Genomic DNA, 21237 nt, shown 5'->3' with positions numbered 1-21237 from the left:
CCGCGAATATCCGTTCGTTGGATGTGCGGGTGACACTCGGCCTCGGTGATGACGGACCTCCCGGCGCGGCGGGGTCCTCGCTTACGATGGCCGTTGCGGCGGGCACTGTCCCGTCGTGCCCGCGCACCCGACCGTGCCCAGGCCCGACCGGCAAGGAGCCAGCCTACGTGTCCGTCTTCGGCAAGATCATGCGTGCAGGAGAAGGCAAGATCCTGCGCAAGCTGCACCGCATCGCGGACCAGGTCAATTCCATCGAAGAGGACTTCGTCAACCTCTCCGACGCCGAGCTGCGTGCCCTGACCGACGAGTACAAGCAGCGCTACGCCGACGGCGAGAGCCTGGACGACCTGCTCCCCGAGGCGTTCGCCACCGTCCGCGAGGCCGCCAAGCGCGTCCTCGGCCAGCGCCACTACGACGTGCAGCTCATGGGCGGCGCCGCGCTGCACCTCGGCTACGTCGCGGAGATGAAGACCGGTGAGGGCAAGACCCTCGTCGGCACCCTGCCCACGTATCTGAACGCGCTGTCGGACAAGGGCGTCCACCTGATCACGGTCAACGACTACCTGGCCGAGCGCGACTCCGAGATGATGGGCCGCGTCCACCGGTTCCTCGGTCTGACGGTCGGCTGCATCCTCGCCAACATGACGCCGGCGCAGCGCCGCGAGCAGTACGGCTGCGACATCACCTACGGCACGAACAACGAGTTCGGCTTCGACTACCTGCGCGACAACATGGCGTGGTCGCAGGACGAGCTGGTGCAGCGCGGCCACAACTTCGCCGTGGTCGACGAGGTCGACTCGATCCTCGTCGACGAGGCCCGTACGCCGCTGATCATCTCCGGCCCGGCCGACCAGGCCACCAAGTGGTACGGCGACTTCGCCAAGCTCGTCACCCGGCTCACCAAGGGCGAGCCCGCCAACCCGCAGAAGGGTGTGGACGAGACCGGCGACTACGAGGTCGACGAGAAGAAGCGCACGGTCGCCATCCACGAGGCCGGCGTCTCCAAGGTCGAGGACTGGCTGGGCATCGACAACCTCTACGAGTCGGTCAACACCCCGCTCGTCGGCTACCTCAACAACGCCATCAAGGCGAAGGAACTCTTCAAGAAGGACAAGGACTACGTCGTCATGGACGGCGAAGTCATGATCGTCGACGAGCACACCGGCCGTATCCTCGCCGGTCGCCGCTACAACGAGGGCATGCACCAGGCGATCGAGGCGAAGGAAGGGGTGGACATCAAGGACGAGAACCAGACGCTCGCCACGATCACCCTGCAGAACTTCTTCCGCCTCTACGACAAGCTCTCCGGCATGACCGGTACGGCGATGACCGAGGCCGCCGAGTTCCACCAGATCTACAAGCTCGGCGTCGTCCCGATCCCGACCAACAAGCCCATGGTCCGCAAGGACCAGTCGGACCTCATCTACCGCACCGAGGTCGCCAAGTTCGCCGCCGTCGTCGAGGACATCGCGGAGAAGCACGAGAAGGGCCAGCCGATCCTCGTCGGCACCACCTCGGTCGAGAAGTCCGAGTACCTCTCGCAGCAGCTCGCCAAGCGCGGCATCCCGCACGAGGTGCTCAACGCCAAGCACCACGAGCGCGAGGCCTCGATCGTCGCCCAGGCCGGCCGCAAGGGCGCCGTCACCGTCGCCACCAACATGGCCGGCCGCGGTACCGACATCAAGCTCGGCGGCAACCCCGAGGACCTCGCCGAGGCCGAGCTGCGCCAGCGCGGGCTCGACCCCGAGGAGCACATCGAGGAGTGGGCCGCGGCCCTGCCCGCCGCCCTGGAGAACGCCGAGCACGCGGTCAAGGCGGAGAAGGACGAGGTCGAGGAGCTCGGCGGGCTCTACGTGCTGGGCACCGAGCGGCACGAGTCGCGCCGCATCGACAACCAGCTGCGCGGCCGTTCCGGCCGTCAGGGCGACCCGGGCGAGTCCCGCTTCTACCTGTCGCTCGGCGACGACCTGATGCGTCTGTTCAAGGCCCAGATGGTCGAGCGCGTGATGGCCATGGCCAACGTCCCGGACGACGTGCCGATCGAGAACAAGATGGTCACCCGGGCCATCGCCTCCGCCCAGTCGCAGGTCGAGCAGCAGAACTTCGAGACCCGCAAGAACGTCCTGAAGTACGACGAGGTCCTCAACCGCCAGCGCGAGGTCATCTACGGCGAGCGCCGCCGCGTCCTGGAGGGCGAGGACCTGCACGAGCACGTCCAGCACTTCATGGACGACACCATCGACGCCTACATCCAGGCCGAGACGGTCGAGGGCTTCGCCGAGGAGTGGGACCTGGAGCGCCTGTGGGGCGCCTTCAAGCAGCTCTACCCGGTGAAGGTCACCATCGACGAGCTGGAGGAGGCGGCCGGCGACCGGGCGGGCATCACCTCCGAGTTCATCGGCGAGTCCGTCAAGGACGACATCCACGAGCAGTACGCCGCCCGTGAGGAGGAGCTGGGCTCCGAGATCATGCGCGAGCTGGAGCGCCGCGTGGTGCTGTCCGTCCTGGACCGCAAGTGGCGTGAGCACCTCTACGAGATGGACTACCTCCAGGAGGGCATCGGCCTGCGCGCGATGGCCCAGAAGGACCCGCTCGTCGAGTACCAGCGCGAGGGCTTCGACATGTTCACCGCGATGATGGAGGGCATCAAGGAGGAGTCCGTCGGCTACCTGTTCAACCTGGAGGTCCAGGTCGACCAGCAGCTCGAGGAGGTCCCGGTCGAGGAGGGCGCCGAGCGCCCGGCCCCGGCGGAGGCGGCCCAGGACACCGTGCCGGCAGCCCGTCCGGAGATCCGCGCCAAGGGCCTCTCGGCTCCGCAGCGCCCGGCGCAGCTGCACTTCTCCGCCCCGACCGTGGACGGCGAGGGCGGCGTCGTCGAGGGCGACTTCGCCAGCGACGACACGGGCGAGTTCCGCTCCGCGGCGGACGGCATGACCCGCGCCGAGCGCCGCAAGGCCCAGAAGAACGGCGTCGGCGGCCGTCGCCGCAAGAAGTAGCCGACCGGCCGGAGGGGCGGGCATTCCCGGGGCGATCCCGGGGGTGCCCGCCCTTCTGCATGCCTAGACCTGGGCCCCGCCCAGCTCCACCGCCGAGCAGCGCCACCGCAGGTCGGGCCCCTTCTCCAGGCGGAAGGCCAGGGCCTGGAGCCGGTCGCCGGAGGCGATCCGGGCGAAGGCCTCGATGACCCCGGGCCGGGGGCGGAACTGTCCGCAGTGGCGGACGACGGGGGTGCGGCCGCCCGGCAGGGCGGGCCGCAGGGGCGCCCGGGGCGCCAGCGCGGTCAGCTGCTCGTAGGCCTCGCCGACGGTGTGGCCGAGCAGCGAGTGCACCGGACGCTGGCCGCTGAGGGCGAGCAGCAGCCGCTCGGCGAACCAGTAGTGCGGGAGCTTGTCGCGCTCGCGGCGCCGGGCCGCGGCGTCCGCGACGGGGCGGCGCGAGTCGGTGCGCCGCGGTGGTGCGGTCCTCGTGGTGGTGCTGCGCTGCATGGTCGTCCCCCCGGAGTGCCGGGCCCGGCGGGTACCGGGCGGTGGCCGCGTGGGAGATCTTTTACCGGCGCTTTTCCGGGGGCGGCAAGGACCCGAACAGGGCTCCGGCGGCCCTGTGCAGTTCACCTATCAGGGGGATGGTCCTGGCTCCGCCGCAGGTCGGAGGCGTACCGGCGGGCGGCGCGGCACACGCGTCCCGGGGGCCACCGGCACTTCGAAGGGGGACTCCCGCCCGTATATTGGCTGCACAGATCATGAGAATCCAGCGGCAGAACAGGAAAGCGGCGGTCATGCGCGTCTACGTCCCCCTGACCCTCCCCGGTCTCGCCGAGGTGCACAAGGCGGGCGAGTTCGGCCCGGCCCCCCTGGGCGCCTACGCCGTCACCCCCGCCCTGCGCGAGTGGTACGTCTCCGACGACATGGAGGAGCTCGAGTACGCCGCGCTGGGCCGCGCCGCCCAGGGTTCGCTGCGGCTGCTCGCCGCCGATGCCGGGGCCCCGCGCCGCCGGGTGGTCGTGGCGGTGGACGTGCCCGACGGCCTCGTGACCGCCGTGCCGGACCAGGGTCCGGACGGGCCCGGGTTCGGCGAGGTGCGGCTGTCGGCGCCGGTGCCGCTGCGCAAGGCGGCCTCCGTGCACGTCGACTCCGAGGACGCCGAGGAGGACGTGGCGGCCGCGGCCGCGGCGCTGGACGCCGCGGACGGGGGCGACGACGACGCCCGGTTCACGGTCGACGGCGCCGACGACCACGAGCTGATGTGGTTCGGGGTCCAGGAGATCCCCAACCTCGTCTGAGCCGTTGTCGTACCCGCCCGGTACCTTCGGGGGCATGGGGACGCACAGGGCGCACATCGTCTGGGACTGGAACGGCACGCTCTTCCACGACACCGACGCGGTGATCGCGGCGACGAACGCCGCCTTCGCCGAGGTGGGCCTGGCGCCCATCACGCTGGCGACGTACCGCGAGCTGTACTGCGTGCCGATCCCGCGGTTCTACGAGCGGCTGATGGGCCGGCTGCCCACGCAGTCCGAGTGGGACCACATGGACGGCGCCTTCCACCGGCACTACCAGGACCAGCGCATACGCTGCGGCCTCGCGGACGGCGCGGAGTCGCTGCTGGAGCGCTGGCAGGAGGCCGGCCGCACCCAGTCGATCATGTCGATGTACGGGCACGAGGAGCTGCTGCCGCTGGTGCGCGGCTTCGGCATCGAGCGCCGGTTCGTGCGGGTCGACGGGCGCACGGGTCCCTCGGGCGGCAGCAAGGCCGAGCACATGGTCCGCCATCTCGCCGGTCTCGACGGGGTGCTCGGGCAGCACACCGTGGTCATCGGCGACGCCGCGGACGACGCGGTCGCGGCGCAGCACGTCGGTGCCCACGCCGTGCTCTACACGGGCGGTTCCCACAGCCGCGCGAGCCTCGCCGGAGTGGGCGTTCCGGTGGTGGACAGTCTGGCGGAGGCCGTCGCCGAGGCGGAGCGGCTGGTGGCCGTCGCAGCCGGCCGATGATGGCCTGAAAGGCACGGTTGCGGGGCGCGGTGCGGCAGGCGGGACGGGGCAGCGGCTGAACGGCCCATCCGCCGGGCGCGCACCCCTGGTCGTGCAGGATGCTGGGACACGTGGATGTACGGAGACCAGGCGGAGATCAAGTGGAAGAGGAACGTCCGCGTCGCTGTGCAGAGTGTCAAAGTTGAGGCCCTTGTTTTGTGCACAAACGCCTCGTGACGTGTTCCGGGGGAAGAGCGATAGCCTTACCAGGTGATCAGCGCGATATCCAGTCAGGGGCGTGGACGCTCCTGTCCTGCACCCGGAGCGCCACAGCGCCCCGGCCGGCGCTGGTTCCCGGGTCCGGGCGCGTCTGACGAAGTTGGCCAGGAACGGCCCGGTCACCCCTCATCCAGGCATACCGTCGGAGACGACCGGACACCCCGGGTCGCGGCGTGATGTCATCACCATCTATGTCACGCAACGGCGCGCGACAGGAGCCAGAGGACATGCAGACCAAGCTGGACGAAGCCAAGGCCGAGCTGCTCGAGCGGGCGGCCCGCGTCGCTGAGAGCGGACCGGCCGGGGGGCCGCAGACGAACGGGCCGAAGGGCGAGAGCGGGCTCGGCCACGAGGCCCTCGTCGCCTTCCTCCAGCGCTACTACCTGCACACGGCGCCCGAGGACCTCACCGGCCGCGACCCGGTCGACGTCTACGGCGGCGCGATCTCGCACTACCGGCTCGCCGAGAACCGCCCCCAGGGCACCGCGAACGTCCGGGTGCACACCCCGACCGTCGAGGAGAACGGCTGGACGTCCAGCCACTCCGTGGTCGAGGTCGTCACCGACGACATGCCCTTCCTGGTGGACTCGGTCACCAACGAGCTGTCCCGCCAGAACCGCGGCATCCACGTGGTGATCCACCCGCAGGTGGTCGTCCGCCGCGACCTCACCGGCCGCCTCCTGGAGGTCCTCGGCTCCTCCTGCGACGCCCACGGCACCGCCAAGGGCGCCGAGCTCCCGCACGACGCGCTCGTCGAGTCCTGGATCCACGTCGAGATCGACCGCGAGACCGACCGCGACGACCTCAAGCAGATCGCCGCCGACCTGGTGCGCGTGCTCTCCGACGTCCGCGAGGCCGTCGAGGACTGGGAGAAGATGCGCGACGCCGCGCTGCGCATCGCCGACGGCCTGCCCTCCGAGCCCGTCGCCTCCGACGTCCCCAAGACCGAGGTCAGCGAGGCCCGCGAGCTGCTGCGCTGGCTGGCCGCCGACCACTTCACCTTCCTGGGGTACCGCGAGTACGAGCTGACGAAGGTCGGTACGGAGGGCGCCGAGGAGGACACCCTCAGCGCCGTTCCGGGCACCGGTCTGGGCATCCTGCGCTCCGACCCGGCCCACACCCCGGACGGGCACCACGGCGGCCACCACGCCCCGCTCTCCCGGCCGACCTCGCCGTCCTTCAGCCGGCTCCCGGCGGACGCCCGCGCCAAGGCCCGCGAGCACAAGATGCTCGTCCTGACCAAGGCCAACAGCCGTGCCACCGTGCACCGTCCGTCCTACCTCGACTACGTCGGCGTGAAGAAGTTCGACGCCGACGGCAACGTCACCGGCGAGCGCCGCTTCCTGGGCCTGTTCTCCTCGGCCGCGTACACCGAGTCCGTCCGCCGCGTCCCGGTGATCCGCCGCAAGGTCGCCAGGGTGCTGGCCGACGCGGGCTTCTCCGCCGACAGCCACGACGGGCGCGACCTGCTCCAGATCCTGGAGACCTACCCGCGCGACGAGCTCTTCCAGATCCCGCCGGACCAGCTGCGCTCCACCGCCACCAGCGTGCTCTACCTCCAGGAGCGCCGCCGGCTGCGGCTGTACCTGCGCCGTGACGAGTACGGGCGCTACTTCTCCGCCCTCGTCTATCTGCCGCGCGACCGCTACACCACGGCCGTCCGGCTGCGGCTGATCGACATCCTCAAGGAAGAACTCAACGGCACCGTCGTCGACTTCACCGCCTGGAACACCGAGTCGGTCCTCTCCCGGCTGCACTTCGTCGTCCGCGTCGAGTCCGGCTCCACCCTGCCGGACCTCGCCGACGCCGACGTCGAGCGCATCGAGGGCCGCCTGGTGGAGGCCGCCCGCTCCTGGGCCGACGGCTTCGCCGAGACGCTGACCGCCGAGGTCGGCGAGGAGCGCGCCGCCGAGCTGCTGCGCCGCTACGGCCAGGCCTTCCCCGAGGGCTACAAGGCCGACCACAGCCCGCGCGGCGCCGTCTCCGACCTCGGTCACCTGGAGAAGCTGACCACGGCCGGCGGCGACCGCGACTTCGAGCTCAGCCTGTACGAGCCGGTCGGCGCGGCCCCGGGCGAGCGCCGTTTCAAGATCTACCGCACGGGCGAGCCGGTGTCCCTGTCCGCCGTCCTGCCGGTGCTCCAGCGCCTGGGCGTCGAGGTCGTCGACGAGCGCCCGTACGAGCTGCGCTGCTCGGACCGGACGACCGCGTGGATCTACGACTTCGGCCTGCGGATGCCCGAGCGGGTCGAGGGCGACGACGCCCGTCACCGCTTCCAGGACGCCTTCGCCGCGGTGTGGGCCGGTGACGCGGAGAACGACAACTTCAACAACCTCGTCCTGCGCGCCGGTCTCGACTGGCGCCAGGCGATGGTCCTGCGGGCCTACGCCAAGTACTTGCGGCAGGCCGGTTCGCCGTTCAGCCAGGCGTACATGGAGGACACCCTCAGCAACAACGTCCACACCACCCGCCTCCTGGTCAACCTCTTCGAGGCCCGGATGTCGCCCGCGCTGCAGCACGCCGGCACCGAGCTGATCGACGGCATGATGGAGGAGCTGGACGGCGCGCTGGACCAGGTCGCCAGCCTGGACGAGGACCGCATCCTGCGGGCCTTCCTGACGGTCATCAAGGCCACGCTGCGGACGAACCACTTCCAGCGCGTCAGCGCGGGGAGCGACAGCAAGGGTCAGAAGACGGACGGTCACCCGCACCCGTACCTGTCCCTCAAGCTCGACCCGCAGGCCATCCCCGACCTGCCCGCGCCGCGCCCGGCGTTCGAGATCTGGGTCTACTCCCCGCGCGTCGAGGGCGTGCACCTGCGCTTCGGCAAGGTCGCGCGCGGCGGTCTGCGCTGGTCCGACCGGCGCGAGGACTTCCGCACCGAGATCCTGGGCCTGGTCAAGGCGCAGATGGTGAAGAACACCGTCATCGTGCCGGTCGGCGCCAAGGGCGGCTTCGTCGGCAAGCAGCTGCCGGACCCGTCGGTGGACCGTGACGCGTGGCTGGCCGAGGGCATCGCCTCGTACAAGACCTTCATCTCCGGTCTGCTCGACATCACCGACAACATGGTCGGCGGCGAGGTCGTCCCGCCCAAGGACGTCGTGCGCCACGACGAGGACGACACCTACCTCGTCGTCGCCGCCGACAAGGGCACCGCGACCTTCTCGGACATCGCCAACGAGGTCGCCGAGTCCTACGGCTTCTGGCTGGGCGACGCCTTCGCCTCCGGCGGCTCGGCCGGCTACGACCACAAGGGCATGGGCATCACGGCCCGCGGCGCCTGGGAGTCCGTCAAGCGGCACTTCAGCGAGCTCGGTCACAACACCCAGACGCAGGACTTCACGGTCGTCGGCGTGGGCGACATGTCCGGTGACGTGTTCGGCAACGGCATGCTGCTCTCCGAGCACATCCGCCTGGTGGCCGCCTTCGACCACCGTCACATCTTCCTCGACCCGAGGCCGGACGCGGCCGCCTCCTACGCCGAGCGCCGCCGGCTGTTCGAGCTGCCCCGTTCGTCCTGGGCCGACTACAACACCAAGCTGCTGTCCGCGGGCGGCGGCATCCACCCGCGCACGGCCAAGTCGATCCCGGTCAACGCGCATGTGCGCGAGGCCCTCGGCATCGAGCCGGGCGTCACCAAGATGACCCCCGCCGAGCTGATGAAGGCCATCCTCAGCTCGCCGGTGGACCTGCTGTGGAACGGCGGCATCGGCACCTACGTCAAGTCCTCCGCCGAGTCCCACGCGGACGTGGGCGACAAGGCGAACGACGCGATCCGCGTCGACGGCCGGGACCTGCGCGTCAAGGTGGTCGGCGAGGGCGGCAACCTGGGCCTGACCCAGCTGGGCCGGATCGAGTTCGCCACGTCGGGCGGCCCGGACTCCACGGGCGGGCGGATCAACACGGACGCGATCGACAACAGCGCCGGCGTGGACACCTCCGACCACGAGGTGAACATCAAGATCCTGCTCAACGCCCTGGTGACGGACGGCGACATGACCGTCAAGCAGCGCAACAAGCTGCTCGCCGAGATGACCGACGAGGTCGGCGAGCTCGTCCTGCGCAACAACTACGCGCAGAACGTGGCGTTGGCCAACGCCGTGGCCCAGGCCCCCAGCCTGCTCCACGCGCACCAGCGGATCATGCGCCGCCTCGGCCGCGACGGGCACCTCGACCGCGCCCTGGAGTTCCTGCCCACCGACCGTCAGATCCGCGAGCGGCTCTCCGCCGGCCGCGGGCTGACCCAGCCCGAACTGGCCGTCCTGCTGGCCTACATCAAGATCACCACGGCGGAGGAACTGCTCGCCACCGGGCTGCCCGACGACCCGTACTTCGAGCGGCTGCTGTTCGCCTACTTCCCGCAGGCGCTGCGCCAGTCGTTCGGCGAGCAGATCGACAGCCACCCGCTGCGCCGCGAGATCGTGACGACCGTCCTGGTCAACGACACGGTCAACTCCGGTGGTTCAACCTTCCTGCACCGGCTGCGCGAGGAGACCGGCGCCTCGATCGAGGAGATCGTCCGGGCGCAGACCGCGGCCCGGGAGATCTTCGGCCTGAACGCCGTGTGGGACGCCGTCGAGTCGCTCGACAACATCGTCGCCGCCGACGTCCAGACCCGGATCCGGCTGCACTCCCGCCGCCTGGTCGAGCGCGGCACGCGCTGGCTGCTCAACAACCGGCCGCAGCCGCTGCAGCTCACGGAGACGACCGAGTTCTTCCGCGACGGCGTGGACGCGGTCTGGGCCGAGCTGCCCAAGCTGCTGCGCGGCGCCGACATCACCTGGTGGCAGTCGATCAGCGACGAGCTGGTGGAGGCCGGCGTGCCGGGCGAGCTGGCGATGCGGGTCGCGGGCTTCTCGTCCGCCTTCCCGACGCTGGACATCGTCGCCATCGCCGACCGCATCGGCAAGGCGCCGCTGGACGTGGCCGAGGTCTACTACGACCTGGGCGACCGCCTGCACATCAGCCAGCTGATGGACAAGATCATCGAGCTGCCGCGGTCCGATCGCTGGCAGTCCATGGCCCGCGCCTCCATCCGCGAGGACCTCTACGCGGCCCACGCGGCGCTCACCTCCGACGTCCTGTCCGTGGGCAACGGCACCTCGACGCCGGAGCAGCGCTTCGCGGCGTGGGAGGAGAAGAACGCGCCCATCCTCAACCGCGCGCGGACGACGCTGGACGAGATCCGCAGCTCGGACGCGTTCGACCTGGCGAACCTGTCGGTCGCCATGCGGACGATGCGTACGCTGCTCCGTACGCACACCTGACCGGAATCCGGTCTTCCGGTGAACGAGGGCTGACAAGAATTCGACGCCTTGCACAAAAGGGGCGGTCCTGGGGAATTGTTCCCGGGGCCGCCCCTTTGTCGTGCTAAGAGAGACGAATGAGAGTCGTTTCGCGGCTTGTTGGCGGTCGGCCGGTCCGGGGGACGGTCGTCGCGGCGGGGGTCCAGCTGGCCGTCTCGGGCGTGGGGTTCGCGGTCTGTCTGCTGATCAACCATCATCTCGGCCACTCCGTCGGGTACTTGCTGCACCGGTGGGACAGCGGGCAGTACCTGAAGATCGCCGAACGCGGCTATCCCGGTTCGCTCCCGCTGCGCGACGACGGGACGCCCATGTTCACCCGGCTCGCCTTCTTCCCGCTTGTCCCGGCGCTCATCCGGGGCATGCACGTGGTGACGCGCCTGCCGTACGCGTACGCGGGCGTTGCGGTCTCCTGGTGCGCTGCCGCGGTGGCCGCGGCGGGGGCGTACCGGCTGGTCCGGGCGGTGGGCGGGAGCGCGGCCGCGGGGTACGCGTGCGTGGCGCTGTGGGCCGCCTCGCCCTACGCCTTCGCGCTGTGGGTGCCGTACTCGGAGGCGGTGTTCGCCGCGGTGCTGCTGTGGACGCTGGTGGCGCTGCTGGCGGGCCGCTGGCTGACGGCCGCCGTGCTGTGCGTGGTGGCCGGGACGGTGCGGCCGACGGCCACGGTGCTGGTCGGGACGGTGGTGCTGGCCGCCTGCTGGGCGCTGGTGCGGCGCCGCGGCGGGTGGCGGCCGTGGGCGGTACTGGTGCTGGCCCCGCTGGGGCTGGCGGGCAGCTGGCTGTTCCTGGGCAGCCATGTGGGGCGCGCGGACGGCTGGTTCGAGGCGGAGAAGGCGTGGGGGCAGAGCTTCGACTTCGGCCGGGGCACGGCGCACGTGCTGAAGGGCATCCTGTTCTACCGGAACGTCCACGGCACCGACGACGTGCGGCACGCCGCCGTGTTCGCGCTGGTCCTGCTGACGGCCGTCGGGGTGCTGGCCCTGGCGCTGGACCGCACGGTGCCGTGGCCGCTGGTGGCGGTGCTCGCGGGAGCCTGGGTGCTGACGGTCGGAACGCCCGGCTCGCCGTTCTCCAAGCCACGTTTCATGCTGCCGTTCCTGCCGGTTCTGCTGCTGTTGGCGGCCCGGCCGCTCTCGCGTGCTCCGCTTGGCGTGCAGATCTGTCTCTACGGTGGAGGTGCGGTGGTCTCGGGTTGGTACGCGGCCGGGCTGCTCGTGGTGTTCGAGGGGTCGCCGTGAGGGGCGGCGCCGTGCGGCAGGCCGGGCAGGGCCCGGAACACCCAGACGCGGTAGGACCAGAAGCGGAACAGTGTGGCGGTCCCGATGCCGAGGAACTTGAAGGCGTTGCTCTCGAAGGGTGTGTGCAGTCCGAAGCCGTAGGTGGCGACGTACAGGACGCCGTTCTCGACGATCAGCCCGGCGGCGCTGAAGGCCGCGAAGAGCAGGACCTCCCGGCTGCGCCGGCCGCGGGCGCGGGCCCGGTCGCGGTAGGCGAAGTGGCGCAGGCCGAGGTAGTTGAAGGCGATGGCGACGACGGTCGCGATCACGCTGCAGCGCACCACCGGCAGGCCGGTGAGGCCCCGGCACAGGTTGAAGACCGCCAGGTTGACGAAGATCCCCAGCCCGCCCACGGTGCCGAACTTGGCGAATTCCTGACCGAGCGCCCGCAGCCCCGTCCGGGCGGGGGCGCTCTCCTTCCCGGGTTCCCTCGGTCGCAAGGGCCTCTCCCTGTACGGTCGCCACGCATAGCGGACATTGCGCACAGTGCGCGCAGACAACCGATTGTAGTGTAAATTGCCGCGGAAGATGACGCAGTGCGACGGTACGACGACAGCAGGCGACAGCAGCGAGAGCAGCGCGGGCAGCGAGACCGGCGCATGACGAGGGACGAGGCATGACAGAGGCGGTACTGCTCGTCGGCGGCAAGGGGACCCGGCTCCAGCCGCTCACCATCAACACGCCGAAGCCGATGGTCCCGGCCGCCGGGGTGCCCTTCCTCGCCCATCAGCTGGCCCGCGCCAGAGCCGCCGGCGTCTGCCACGTCGTGCTGGCCACCTGCTACCTCGCCGACGTCTTCGAGCCCTACTTCGGCGACGGCTCCGCCCACGGACTGCGGCTGACCTACGTCACCGAGGACGAGCCGCTCGGCACCGGCGGCGCCATCCGCGCCGCCACCCCCGCGCTGGAGGCCGCACCCGGCGAGCCCGTCCTCGTCTTCAACGGCGACATCCTCACCGGACTCGACGCCCGGGAGCTGCTGCGCCGCCACGAGCAGGCCCAGGCCGACGTCACCCTGCACCTGACCCGGGTCGCCGACCCGCGGACCTTCGGCCTCGTGCCCACCGGCGCCGACGGGCGCGTGACCGCCTTCACCGAGAAGCCGCAGCGCCCCGAGGAGATCGTCACTGATCAGATCAACGCGGGCTGCTACGTCTTCCGGCGCGAGGTCATCGACGCCATCCCGGCGGGCCGCCCGGTCTCCGTCGAACGGGAGACCTTTCCCGGGCTGCTGGCCGGCGGCGCCCTGCTGCACGGGGTGGTCGACCCCGCGTACTGGCTGGACCTGGGCCGCCCCGCGTCCTTCATCCAGGCCTCCGCGGACCTCGTCCGCGGCATCGTGCACTCGCCGGCCGTGCCCGGGGAGCCCGGCGAGTACCTCGTGCTGCCCGGTGCCCGCGTCGAGCGCGGGGCCCGGCTCGGCGGGGGCACGGTCGTCGGCGCCGGTGCCCACGTCGAGGCGGGCGCCGAGATCGACGGCTCCGTCGTCCTGGACGGCGCCCGCATCGGGGCGGGGGCGCGGGTGCGGGCCTCGATGATCGGCACGGGTGCCCGGGTGGGCACCCGGACCGTGCTCGACGGCGCCGTCGTCGGCGACCACTCCACCGTCGGCGCGGACAACGAACTGCGCGACGGCGCCCGCATCTGGTGCGGCACCGCCATTCCCGACGCGGCGATCCGCTACTCCGCCGTCTGACCCCGAACCCGAGCCGTACCGGCGTACCGACAAGGATGGGCCCATGAGTGCTCCGCGCATCCCCGACCCCGCCAGACCGCTCCCCGGCGAATGGGGCCGCACCAGGACGACCGTGGTGATGCCCACGTACAACGAGGCGGAGAACCTGCCCACCATGGCGGAGGCGCTCATGGCCCTCCCCCTGGAGGGCCTGCGGCTGCTGGTCGTCGACGACAACAGCCCCGACGGCACCGGCAACGTCGCCGAGCAGCTGGCCGAGAAGTACAACGAGCCCGGCCGCCCCCGCGTCGGCGTGCTGCACCGCACCACCAAGGACGGCCTCGGCCGCGCCTACGCCGCGGGCATGGCCCGCGCCGTCGACGAGGGCGCCGCGTACGTGCTGCAGATGGACGCGGACGGCAGCCACCCGGCCGACAAGATCGCCGAGATGCTGGGCGTCGCCCTCGCCACCGGCGCGGACGTCGTCGTCGGCAGCCGCTACGTGCCCGGGGGCACCCTCTCCGACGCCTGGAAGACGCACCGCAAGCTGCTCTCCCGCTGGGCCAACGCCTACGCCTCCACCATCCTCGGCACCCGCGTGCGCGACATCACCGGCGGCTTCAACCTGTGGAGCGCGGAGGCCCTGCGCGCCGTCGACCTCGCCTCCGTCGACAGTGCGGGCTACAGCTTCCAGGTGGAGACGAAGTACCGCGCGCTGCGCGCCGGTTTCACCGTCATGGAGGTGCCGATCCACTTCGAGGACCGCACCGCCGGGGAGTCGAAGATGAACCTCGCGGTCCAGCTCGAATCCGTCGCCATGCCCTGGCGGCTGCGCTCCAGGACGCTGCGTGCCCCCGGGGGACACGGACATCACCGCGCCCGCTGAGCGGTCACCGTGACCCCGCACCCCCTCGCGCTCCGGGCGGACCTCCCGCGGCGGGCGGCCACGGCGGCCGTCCTGCTGCTGGCCGTCCTCCTGCTGCTGATGGTGGTGCGGCTGCCCTGGTCCGGCGACCTGGGGATGCACGGCGCGGTGCTGGAGCGGCTGCGCACCGATCTGCTCCACCCCGGCAACCCGCTGGTGGACGCGGACACGCCGAGCCCCTACTACTCGCCGTGGACGGTCCTGCTGGCGCTGCTGGCCACGGTGACCGGCTGGAGCACGTTCACGGTGCTGCGGCTGGCGGGTCTGGCCGGCCTCGTCGTGCTCGGCAGCGGCGTCCGTGCGTTCGTCCGGACGTTCAGCCGTGCACGCACAGCCGTGCCTCTTGCGCTGCTGTGCGTGCTGCTGCTGTACGGGGTGCGGCTGTTCGCGTGGAGCGGGGTGCCGGGGCTCGCCTCGCTGGCGCTGACGCTTGCTTATCCGAGCACTCTGGCGCTCGGTATGGCGCTGCATCTGTGGGCCCTGTTGCGCAGAGCCGTGGCCCAGGCTTGGCGGCTGCCGGCGTTCTCGGCGCTCGGGCTGCTGCTCGCCGTGGTGCTGCTGGTCCATCCGTTCACCGGGGCCGTCGCCCTGCTGGGCGTTGCCGCCGTGCTGCTGGGTGCGCGGCCGTGGCCCGGGCGTACGGTCCTGCTGCGGACGGCCGCCGGGGGCGCTGTGGCGGTGGCGGTGCTGCTGCTGTGGCCGTACTACTCCTTCTTCTCGCTGCTGGGACCGTCCGGACTGGACGCCGTACACCGGCCGCTGTACGCAGGGCTGCCGCAGAAGTTCTGCCTGGCGGCCCTGGGCGGGGCGGCGCTGGTGCTGCGCCTGCGGCGCGACCGGCGGGACCCGCTGGTCGTGCTCTGCGCCCTGGGCCTGGCGGTCTTCGCCGCGGGCGGGCTGACCGGGCACTACGCCTGGGGGCGCGTCCTCCCCGCCGTCCTGCTGCCAGCCCAGCTCGCCCTCGCCCTGGAGACCGCCGGGGCGGTGGAGGCCGCCGGCCCGCGCCGCCGCCGGGCCCTGGCCGCGGTCACGGCGGCGGCGCTGCTGGCCGGGGCCTGGACCCAGGCCGGAGTGGTCTCGTACGTGCTCCGCCGCGAGGCCGTCCCGCCCGTGCTGCGCGGCGCCCCGGCCATCGCGCTGTGGCCGCGGTTCACGTGGGCCGCGCGGCGGCTGCCCGCGGGGGCGACCGTGCTGACGGACGACTACTACGCCCTCCGGATCCTCCCCGCCTACGGGCCCTACACGGTCGCCCCCGCGTATCCCGATGTCTTCCTCCGTGACGAGAAGCGGCGCCGGGACGCCACCCGGCGCTACTTCGCCCCTGCCACCTCCCGGGCCGAACGGCTCGGCATCCTCAAGGAGTTCGGCGTGCGTTGGGTGCTGCAGAAGAGCGGTGGCTCGGGCCTGCCGCAGGACGATCCGGCCCTGCGCACGGCCGCCCGGGGACCGGGCGGGCTCGCGCTGCTGGAGGTCGTGGCCCGGTGAGCGCGCCCGCAGCCGCCCCGGATCCCGTCGCCCCGCTGCCGGGCGCCGGCGCCGTCCCCGCGTCCGGTGACGACTTCTCCCGCTGGCTGCGCGCCCGGACGTCGCGTCCGGTCTCCGTCGCCGCGGCGCTGCTGCTCGCGCTGAGCACGGTGCGGGCGTACGCGAAGGAGGCCATCGGCATCGACAACGACGTGGTGGTGCGTGCCGCCCGGACCCTGCTGGACGGCGGCTCGCCCTACGCGGACCGGCGGTTCCTGTACCTGCCGGGGGCCGCCTTCGCGGCGCTGCCGGAGACACTGCTGAGCGAGCGTCTGCTGTTCTACGCGGTGCCGGCCGTGACCGGGCTGTTCGTCGCGCTGTCCCTGATGCCGGCGCTGGTCCTCTTCGACGTCCGGGCGGACAGCCGGCTGGCGGCCGCGCTGGCGGCCGGGACCGCGCTGTTCCTGCCGTTCCACAGCATCGTCTCGCTCGGCAACTGGACGGTCGTCTCCGTACTGGCCTTTCCCCTGGCCCTGCTGCTGGCGCGGCGCGGGCGGTGGGAGGCGGCGGCGGGGGTCGTGGGCGCGTCCATCGCGCTGAAGCCCATGCTCGTGCCCGTTCTGCTGCTGTTCGTCCTCGCCCGGAAGTGGCGGGCCCTGGTCTGGGCGGTGACGCTGCCGGCCTCCGTGTCCCTGGTCGCGGCGGTCGCGATGCCGCGCCCCGAGCTGTTCTTCACCCGGACGCTGCCGTTCCTGCTGCACGGCCAGGACGCGTACGCGCGGCCCTTCGACGCGTCGTGGCCCGCGGTGCTGGAGCGGGTGGGCCTGCCGCACCCGGTGGCCCTGGGGCTTGCGGTGGTGGTGGCGCTGGTGGTGCTCGGGTGTGCCGCGGTGCGCTGGAGGTGCGGGGGAGCGGAGGGGCTGAGGCTGGTGGAGACGGCGTCGCTGTTGATGCTGGCGGCGTTCCTCGGCTCGCGGCCTTCGTTCCTCAACTACGCGCTGGTGGTGGTGCCTTCGCTGGCGGCGTCGGTGGTGGTGCGCGCGGCGGCGGTGCGGTCGGTGTGGTTCTGGATGGTGCTGGTGCCGCAGCTCGGCGGGGTGCCGTGGCCCGGGGTCGAGAGCGCGCGGCGGCACGCCTTCAAGGACATCGTCATGTACACGGGGATGGCGGCGGTGCTGGGGCTGGCGGCCTGCCGGACCTGGGGGCGGGGAAAGGGGTTGATTACTGTCGGTGATGATGGCTACTCTCTGTGCAGTGATCCCTCGGCGGGAAATCGCCCTGAAGCGAGGTGAATTGTGACTACCGCACGCCGTGAACGGCCCCGGCCCCGCCCCGACGTCAGCGTGGTCGTGATCGTCCACAACGACGCCGGACGGCTGCCCCGCGCCGTGCGCTCGGTCCTCGGGCAGTCGCTGCGCAACCTCGAAGTGATCGTCGTCGACGACTGCTCCACGGACGACACCCCCGCCGCCGCCCGCGCACTGGCGCAGGCCGACCCGCGGGTGCGCCTCCTGCGCCTGCCCGTCAACAGCGGCGGCTGCGGCACCCCGCGCAATGCGGGCATCGACGCCGCACGGGCGGCTTTCGTGATGTTCCTCGACAGCGACGACGAACTCCCTTACCACGCCTGCAAGTCGCTGCTGCTGACGGCCGAGGGGACGGGTGCGGACTTCGTCACCGGCGAAGTCACCCGGTACACCGAGGAGACCGGCACCGAGGGCCTCTGGTACCCCGAGCTCTTCGCGGACGTCCGCCTCGTCGAGGGCATTCGCGCCGCCCCCGAGTACTTCCTCGACACCCTCTCCACCAACAAGCTCTACCGCGCGGACTTCCTCGCCCGCCACGGCCTGCGCTTCCCGGAGGGCCTGCACTACGAGGACGGGCTCTTCACCGCCCAGGCCTTCACCCTCGCGCGCACCTTCGCCGTCGTGCCCTGGCCCGTCTACACCTGGCGGCTCGCCGCCGGCCCGGACGCGCCGTCCATCTCCTCCAGCCGCCACAGCCTCCGCAATGCGACGGACCGCATCGCGGTGGCCCGCCTGGTCGACTCCTTCCTGGAGGAGACCGGCAACGCGGACCTCCGCCCGGCCAAGGATGCCAAGTTCCTCCGCCACGACCTGCGCCTCTACCTCGGCGACCTGCCGTTCCGCGACGAACCGTGGATCGCGGGGTTCGCCGCGGCGGTCGCCCCCTGCCTGGACGGCATCGACGCGGCGGCACGCGCCGCGATCCCGCGTGAACAGCAGATCTGCCAACACCTGCTGCACGCAGGGAGGTTCAGCGAGGCCGCCGAATGCGCCCGCACGCTCGACCGCCCCCGCCTCGCCCCCCGCCACGTCGTACGGGACGGCAGCGGCCGGACGTACTGGGGCTCCGTCCTCCCCGGCGACGGGGCCGCCGCCGCGGCCCTCGACATCACCGACTGGCGTCTGGACGAACAGCCCTTCGCCACCGTCCCGTTGCGGCACGAGGCGGAGCGGCTCGGCCTCCGCGGCCCGGTGCTGCGGATCGCCCTCCGGACGTACGACCCCGGGCGGCTGCTCGACGGGCCCGTCCCCGTCAGCGCGACCCTGCGCCTCACCACGCCCGCCGGCCCGCTCGCGGTGCCGTTCCACTACGCCCCGGCCGATGCCCACGGAGCGGTCCGCACCGCGGAGTTCGACGTCGACCTGCGGCGCGTCCCGCTCGGCCTCAAGGGGTTCCGGGGGCGGCGCCACCCCGTCGTCGCCCTCGGCAGGCTCGGCCTCACCCGCACCGATCCGGTCCTCGCCCCCGCCGGAACGGCCCCGCTGCAGGCCGCGTTGAGCCGCCACACGGTGCACGTGGGCTGCGAGCAGCGCGGAGCCGGGCGGCTCCAGGTGGCCTGGGAGCGGACGGGTGCGCTCGCCCGCGCCGAGGCGGCCGCACCCCGGCTGGGCCCCGTGCAGCACCGCATCCGCAGACTCGCCCGCCGGGTCACCGGCCCCAGCGCCAAACAGCTCGCCCACCACGAGCTGTGCCGGCTCCCCGTCGACGACGGCCTGGCCGTCTTCGAGGCCCTGGAAGGCCGCGGCTACGCCGACAGCCCCCGCTACATCCACGAGGAACTCCGCCGCCGCGGGCTCCCGTTGCGCATCGTCTGGTCGTACACCGGCAGCCGCGCCTCCTACCCCCCGGACGTCGAGCTGGTCAGACGGGGCAGCTGGGAGTACCTGCGGGCGATCGCCCGCGCCCGCTACTGGGTGGACTCGCACGGGTTCCCCCGGCCGTTCGCCAAACGGCCCGGCACCCGCTACCTGCAGACCTGGCACGGCCAGGCGTTCAAGCACATGGGCTTCGACGTCCCCGAACTGCGCCTCGCCGGCCCCGCGCGACAGCAGCAGCACCGCGCCATGGTGGCCCGCTGGGACGCCCTGATCCGCCCCAGCGAGGAGTTCGAGCACACGTTCGTCCGGGCCAACGCGTACACCGGCCGCCTCCTGCACACCGGCCTGCCCCGCAACGACGTCCTCGTCCGCTGGAACGACCCCGCCCAGCGCGACCGGGCCGCCGCCACCCGGGAGCGCCTCCAGATCCCCGGCGGGCGCCGCGTGCTCCTCTACGCCCCCACCTTCCGCGACGGGGCGCGCGACAGCGGTGCGTCGCTCCGCGTCGACCTGGCGCAGCTGGTGCGGGCGGTGGGCGAGGAGTGGACGGTCGTCGTCCGGCCGCACTACTACGAGCGGTACACCGTGCCGCGCGAACTGGGGCACGCGGTGCGCGACGGCCGGGAGTTCACCGACCTCAACGACCTGCTGCTCGCCTCGGACGCGCTGCTCACGGACTACTCGTCGGTGATGTTCGACTACGCCAACCTGGGTCGCCCCGTCCTGCTCTACACCGACGACTACGAGCAGTACCGGACGGCCGTGCGCGGCACGTACTACGACCTGCGGGAGATCGCCCCCGGGCCGATGCTCTCCCGGACCGGTGAACTGGTCGATGCGCTGAGGGACCTGAAGGCCGTCGAGGAGGAGTGGGCCGGGGCGTACGCCCGGTTCCAGGCGCGGTTCAACCCGCTGGAGACGGGGCGCGCGAGCAAGGACGTGGTGGACCAGTTCTTCTTCGAAGGCGGTGCGCCGTGCTGAACCTCTTCCTCGTCGGCATCGACGTCGACTCCATGGGCGGCTCGCAGCGGGTGCTGCACACGCTCGCGCAGGGCTTCGCCGGGCGGGGCCACCGGGTGGAGCTGATCGGCATCCGGCCCAGCCCCGAGCCGCATGCGTACCAGGCCGACCCCGGCTACCGGCACACCACGCTGTACCGGTCCCCGGCGCCGCCCGCCTGGCAGGCCGGCTCGCTCGCCGAGCGGTTCAGCCCGGCCCGGCTGCGGGCGGCACGGGCCGCCCGGGCAGAGCGCGACCGGGCGCGGGAGCGGCTGGCGCGGCGGCTCGCCCGGGCGCCGGAGGGGTACGTCGTCATCGGCTCTCCGTGGGCGGCGGTGTGGCTGGAGGGGGTGGAGCGGCCGCCCGGGCTGAAGCGGATCGGGCAGTACCACGAGTCGTACGCCCAGGCGTGTCACACCCCCAACCTCCGGCTGATCCTGAAGCATTACCCCGCACTGGAGAAGGCGCTCTTCCTGAGCGAGGCGGACGCGGCGGAGTTCCGCCGGAAGCGGCTGCCGAACGCGGGGGTGATGCCGAACCCGCTGCCGTTCGAGCCGGCCGGGGATGCGCCGCTGGACACGCGGCGCGTGGGAGCCGTCGGGCGGCTCGATCCCGTCAAGCGGCTGGACCGCCTGATCGAGGCCTTCGCGACTGCGGCCGCCGAAGTGCCGGGCTGGGAGCTGCACTTCTTCGGCGACGGTCCGGAGGAGCCGGAGCTGCGCGCACTGGCCGTGCGCCTGGGCGTCGCGGACCGGGTCCGCTTCCGCGGCACGGTGCGCGACATGGCCGCGGCCTACCGGGAGCTGTCGCTCGTGGCCCTGACGAGCGAGCGCGAGGGCCGGCCGATGGCCCTGGCGGAGGCGGCCGCCGCCGGGGTGCCGTGCGTGAGCTTCGATCTGTCGGGCGGGGTGCGGGAGTTGGTGGTGCAGGGGCGGACGGGGGTGCTGGTCCCGCCGGGGGATGCGAAGGCGTTTGCGTGCGCGTTGCGCGGGCTGATGGCGGACGCGGGACTGCGGGTGCGGTACGGGCAGGCGGCCCGGGCCCATGTGGCGCCGTTGCGTCTGGGGGCGGTGCTGGATCGGTGGGAGGGGCTGTTCGATGAGATCCGTCGCTAGGCGGCTCGTCCGGTGGGCGCGTTTCCGGGCGTGGGTTCGCTTCGGCCGGTCGCGCCCACGCGGCGGAGCCGCTGGGGGGCACCTCCCAGCGGTAGCTGGGGGAGT

Annotated in this window: 13 protein-coding genes; 11 read left to right on the top strand and 2 right to left on the bottom strand. The window is 72.2% G+C overall.

Going from position 1 to position 21237, the window contains the following annotated elements:
* Window positions 1-167: 167 nt before the first annotated feature.
* Window positions 168-2996, top strand: a complete 2829-nt coding sequence (gene secA, locus ACLHRZ_RS29985) for a preprotein translocase subunit SecA (RefSeq protein WP_490421699.1) — start codon at window positions 168-170, stop codon at window positions 2994-2996.
* 63 nt (window positions 2997-3059) lie between these two features.
* Here secA and ACLHRZ_RS29980 read toward each other — a convergent pair whose 3' ends face one another.
* Window positions 3060-3485 carry an Rv3235 family protein gene (locus ACLHRZ_RS29980; protein WP_490421698.1) on the bottom strand — a complete coding sequence of 142 codons (426 nt, stop codon included), beginning with the start codon at window positions 3483-3485 and terminating at the stop codon, window positions 3060-3062.
* A gap of 290 nt (window positions 3486-3775) precedes the next feature.
* Here ACLHRZ_RS29980 and ACLHRZ_RS29975 point away from each other — a divergent pair, with 290 nt between their 5' ends.
* The 4 genes from ACLHRZ_RS29975 to ACLHRZ_RS29960 all read left to right on the top strand — a co-directional run bounded on the left by ACLHRZ_RS29975 (window position 3776) and on the right by ACLHRZ_RS29960 (window position 11790).
* Window positions 3776-4279: a DUF6912 family protein gene (locus ACLHRZ_RS29975; RefSeq protein ID WP_490421697.1), complete on the top strand. Its 504-nt coding sequence runs from the start codon at window positions 3776-3778 to the stop codon at window positions 4277-4279.
* 34 nt (window positions 4280-4313) lie between these two features.
* Window positions 4314-4991, top strand: coding sequence for an HAD family hydrolase (locus ACLHRZ_RS29970; RefSeq protein WP_490421696.1), 678 nt, complete (start codon window positions 4314-4316; stop codon window positions 4989-4991).
* 485 nt (window positions 4992-5476) lie between these two features.
* On the top strand, window positions 5477-10516 hold the full coding sequence (locus ACLHRZ_RS29965) for an NAD-glutamate dehydrogenase (RefSeq protein WP_490421695.1): 5040 nt from the start codon (window positions 5477-5479) through the stop codon (window positions 10514-10516).
* Window positions 10517-10632: 116 nt separating this feature from the next.
* On the top strand, window positions 10633-11790 hold the full coding sequence (locus ACLHRZ_RS29960; protein WP_490421694.1) for a hypothetical protein: 1158 nt from the start codon (window positions 10633-10635) through the stop codon (window positions 11788-11790).
* On the opposite strand, the gene ACLHRZ_RS29955 is transcribed toward ACLHRZ_RS29960, so the two are convergent.
* Window positions 11718-12269, bottom strand: a complete 552-nt coding sequence (locus ACLHRZ_RS29955; RefSeq protein WP_490421693.1) for a GtrA family protein — start codon at window positions 12267-12269, stop codon at window positions 11718-11720. The two genes, ACLHRZ_RS29960 and ACLHRZ_RS29955, sit on opposite strands and share 73 nt — an antisense overlap.
* Before the next feature lie 176 nt (window positions 12270-12445).
* Here ACLHRZ_RS29955 and manB point away from each other — a divergent pair, with 176 nt between their 5' ends.
* The 6 genes from manB to ACLHRZ_RS29925 are packed head-to-tail and all read left to right on the top strand — an operon-like array spanning window position 12446 to window position 21132.
* On the top strand, window positions 12446-13525 hold the full coding sequence (gene manB / locus ACLHRZ_RS29950; RefSeq protein ID WP_490421692.1) for a mannose-1-phosphate guanylyltransferase: 1080 nt from the start codon (window positions 12446-12448) through the stop codon (window positions 13523-13525).
* Between the two features lie 43 nt (window positions 13526-13568).
* Window positions 13569-14390 carry a polyprenol monophosphomannose synthase gene (locus ACLHRZ_RS29945; RefSeq protein ID WP_490421691.1) on the top strand — a complete coding sequence of 274 codons (822 nt, stop codon included), beginning with the start codon at window positions 13569-13571 and terminating at the stop codon, window positions 14388-14390.
* 9 nt (window positions 14391-14399) lie between these two features.
* Window positions 14400-15914 carry a hypothetical protein gene (locus ACLHRZ_RS29940; protein ID WP_490421690.1) on the top strand — a complete coding sequence of 505 codons (1515 nt, stop codon included), beginning with the start codon at window positions 14400-14402 and terminating at the stop codon, window positions 15912-15914.
* A complete protein-coding gene (locus tag ACLHRZ_RS29935) occupies window positions 15911-17185 on the top strand; it encodes a glycosyltransferase family 87 protein (RefSeq protein ID WP_490421689.1) in 1275 nt (424 codons plus the stop codon). The genes ACLHRZ_RS29940 and ACLHRZ_RS29935 overlap by 4 nt, the downstream gene beginning before the upstream one ends.
* Window positions 17186-17188: 3 nt before the next feature.
* A complete protein-coding gene (locus tag ACLHRZ_RS29930) occupies window positions 17189-19999 on the top strand; it encodes a bifunctional glycosyltransferase/CDP-glycerol:glycerophosphate glycerophosphotransferase (protein WP_490421688.1) in 2811 nt (936 codons plus the stop codon).
* Window positions 19993-21132: a glycosyltransferase gene (locus tag ACLHRZ_RS29925; RefSeq protein ID WP_490421687.1), complete on the top strand. Its 1140-nt coding sequence runs from the start codon at window positions 19993-19995 to the stop codon at window positions 21130-21132. Before ACLHRZ_RS29930 ends, ACLHRZ_RS29925 begins: the two co-directional genes overlap by 7 nt.
* Window positions 21133-21237: the final 105 nt, after the last annotated feature.

This window comes from Streptomyces sp. AM25 (genome assembly GCF_058146165.1).
Note: the sequence above shows the minus strand (reverse complement) of the source record. Positions and strands in the feature narration are given on the sequence as shown.

What these genes read in the sequence shown, in the direction of transcription:
- ACLHRZ_RS29980 (WP_490421698.1), bottom strand. Translation starts at nt 3,485, where the DNA reads ATGCAGCGCAGCACCACCACGAGGACCGCACCACCGCGGCGCACCGAC.
- ACLHRZ_RS29975 (WP_490421697.1), top strand. Translation starts at nt 3,776, where the DNA reads ATGCGCGTCTACGTCCCCCTGACCCTCCCCGGTCTCGCCGAGGTGCAC.
- ACLHRZ_RS29970 (WP_490421696.1), top strand. Translation starts at nt 4,314, where the DNA reads ATGGGGACGCACAGGGCGCACATCGTCTGGGACTGGAACGGCACGCTC.
- ACLHRZ_RS29965 (WP_490421695.1), top strand. Translation starts at nt 5,477, where the DNA reads ATGCAGACCAAGCTGGACGAAGCCAAGGCCGAGCTGCTCGAGCGGGCG.
- ACLHRZ_RS29960 (WP_490421694.1), top strand. Translation starts at nt 10,633, where the DNA reads ATGAGAGTCGTTTCGCGGCTTGTTGGCGGTCGGCCGGTCCGGGGGACG.
- manB (WP_490421692.1), top strand. Translation starts at nt 12,446, where the DNA reads ATGACAGAGGCGGTACTGCTCGTCGGCGGCAAGGGGACCCGGCTCCAG.
- ACLHRZ_RS29945 (WP_490421691.1), top strand. Translation starts at nt 13,569, where the DNA reads ATGAGTGCTCCGCGCATCCCCGACCCCGCCAGACCGCTCCCCGGCGAA.